General features: G+C 47.1%; 1 protein-coding gene. It reads right to left on the minus strand.

The window, feature by feature from the left end; all coding sequences use genetic code 11:
- A partial coding sequence (locus tag AK963_RS27415; protein WP_238593870.1) for a LamG-like jellyroll fold domain-containing protein occupies positions 1-2999 on the minus strand: 2999 nt, incomplete at both ends.

Here is a 2999-nt window from a genome sequence, read left to right on the forward strand (position 1 = left end):
TGTAGAGTTTGAGCCAGGTACACTATATTCCCAAGCAACTACATAATTACCATTTTCCAGAACAATGATGTCTGGAGCGGACATGTTGTGGTTGCTTGTTGGATCATTTGTGTTTATTTTAAATTCATTTCCTGAAGCGGTTAGACCATCACGACTAGTAGTTAACTTTTGCCCCATAATGGCATAGGTACTGCCACTCTGATCCAGCCAGACTGAAATAGCGCCGCCATCTGCTGTGGCGGCAATCGCAGATTGATGCTGGTCGCTGTCGGTCGTAGTGTTGACCCGGTCTTCAAATGCTTGTGCGGACTGTGCATAAGTATCGGCATCCAGCATAACTTTGAGCACATCATCGCTGGATAGCGCTTCATCATAAATATTAAATCCAGCAATGTCTCCTTCAAGGTGGCCGCCCACATAGTTTGAATGCCCCAGCTGAATATTGGTCTGACTGGTAAATCCTGAAAAGCTATACTCTCCCGAAGCCACTTGCCGGCCGTCAACATAAAGGGTTTGTCCACCCGCTTCACCACCCAGCGTATAGGTTACATGGTGCCACTCACCATCATTATAAGTGTCGGTGCTTGAAATAATTTCAGAGGGCCCTCCTTGCCATAAATACCCTTTCAGCTGGCCATTTTCCAGGTAGATTGACCGATCATGCCCAGAAGTACCTGAATGGACTTCGAATAGTCCACCTGTAGCATCTGTAGTTCTAAACCAGAAAGAAGTAGAGAAGGCCGTTTCAGAGGCATTAAAAGTAGCTGATACTTTGTCGTCCACACCATCAAAATGAATAGCATTGCTGTGCTGACTATTGGGCCCGGCAACAAAAGTCGGTGTAGATGACGGTGTGAATACAGCACCATTAGCACCGGTATAACTGCTATCTGCAAAGTCCCAGGATTCCTGGGGTAAAGGCGCATCAGGGATACTGACGTTGACAAACTGTGGCGCATCATTAACCGCCGTTACATCAAATGTCAGGGTATGGGGGGAGCTTTCCAGTGTGCCATCACTGACGGTGTATTGCAGGTTTGAGTAGTCTGTACCGTTGGCATTGGCATCAGGGACAAAGACAAGGTCGATGATATCTTCTTCTGCAATCACATCATTAATTGCAACTTCCGTTAATCCTAAAGACAGTGGCGGTATTTCAGGAACCAGCGCTTCATTATAAACACGGAAGTCATCAATAAACTGAGCGAAGACATAAGGGGTAGCAGAATCAACTGCATTGCCTATTGAGCTGATAGAACCCAGGGATTGATAGTCACTGGTTCCTACGTGCTGGTTATTAATATAAAAAAGAGTTTTACCATCTTTACCCACAGCCGTTAATGTATGCCAGTCACTACTGCTCAGGCTGCTCATATTATAACCCGATGAATAAAATGTATTTGTCGTTCTATCGCGGGTACCCAATTCGCCAGAGTCTGAGACCTCTATGTGGATATCATGGTTACCTTCTTCGCGGGTCAAAGCGCCAACAGCTCCATTGCCTAGCTGGAGGTCTTTAAACCGAGCACTGATGGTCCACTCACTTTCCAAAGCAATGGGCTGATCCAATAGGAGTCTATCCGTAGTAGCATCAAACTGGAGTGCAGCCCCTTGTTGGGCATCATTAACCCAGCTTGCCCCGGTTAACGTTCCAGTAAAGCCATGATCCGGATCGTAGGCAGGGTTTGTGGAATCACTGAAATCAAAATGGATCGAAGGCGTGGACTCCATAGAATCCAGATCGAATTCAGGCAACAACGCTGTATTTTTAATCTGGAAATCATCCAGAAATTCGGCAAAAGGTTGTGTTCCATCGTGATTACCAATCGTCGAAACATCGCTGGTTGACTGAGCATCAGCAACGCCAACAAATTGGTCATCAAGATAAAAGTAGGTTTTACCCCCTTTACCAACAGCGGTTATTTCATGCCAGCCGCTACCAATATCAGAGGCAAAAAAACCGGTTCCGTTGAAGCCAGAAGTATAGGTACCTAACTCACCTGTGGTTTCATGGAAAATAATCTGATGGTCTGTTGTGCTACCCCGGGTCAGGGTATTCCAGGCATTGTTATTTAAATAAAGATCTTTAAATTTAGCGCTGATCGTCCACTCATTGCCTAAATTGAATGTCTGATCCAGCTGAATCTGGTCAGTTGAGGTGCTGAAATTGACGACATCGCCTTGTTCGGGGTCAGAAGCATGGGTGGCACCTGTTAATGTGCCATGAATACTATTGCGAGAGTCATTAGCGGGATCACTGGAATCACTGAATGAAAATTCCAGATCAGGACGGGCTTTCTTATACAGTGTCCCTGCTGTGGGTAATTGGGTGATTTTAACGGAATGGAACGCATCGCCATCGGCATCGCTGAAGTTAAAGTCGGCAGCCGTGAAGCTGTGTGTTCCATCCTCTGTCACAGTAATCGTACTGTCTGTAGAGGTGGGCGCGTCATTTACCGCATTGACTGTTACACTGGCTGACGCGGTATCTGCACTGTATGCCGTGGTGCCGCCGTTGATGCTGGTATCCTGATATTGTCCTGCTGTACCTTCTGATCTATCCCATGCCCTGAAGCTGAAGGTGGCATCACCGTTATAATCGGCGTTTGGCACAAAGCGGACTTTGTTGTAACTGTCGAGCAACAGGGCATGGTTATCTGCCAGACTGCCGTCGTCAATATTGGTCCATGGATCATTCCAGCCAATCTTGTATTGCCAGGTACCGTTAGTGTTATCGACACTGGTAATAGCCATGGCTTCGATGGAATCATCACCAAAATAGCCATCCGGGTCAGTGATACTGCCCTGAGCGACTTGGTAGACATAGCTGCCATCGCTGTTGGTATCGTCTTCGTTGATTGCCGTCAGGTTCAGGCTGGCACTGGTGTTGACCACCGGCGCATCATTGACCGCATTAACCAGAATGCCAACAGGGGCCGTTTCAGTACTGAATGCTGTAGTGCCGCCATTGGTAGTGGTATCGGCATAGTCGCCAACGG

It is taken from the genome of Endozoicomonas atrinae (assembly GCF_001647025.1).
Classification (GTDB): Bacteria; Pseudomonadota; Gammaproteobacteria; order Pseudomonadales; family Endozoicomonadaceae; genus Endozoicomonas; species Endozoicomonas atrinae.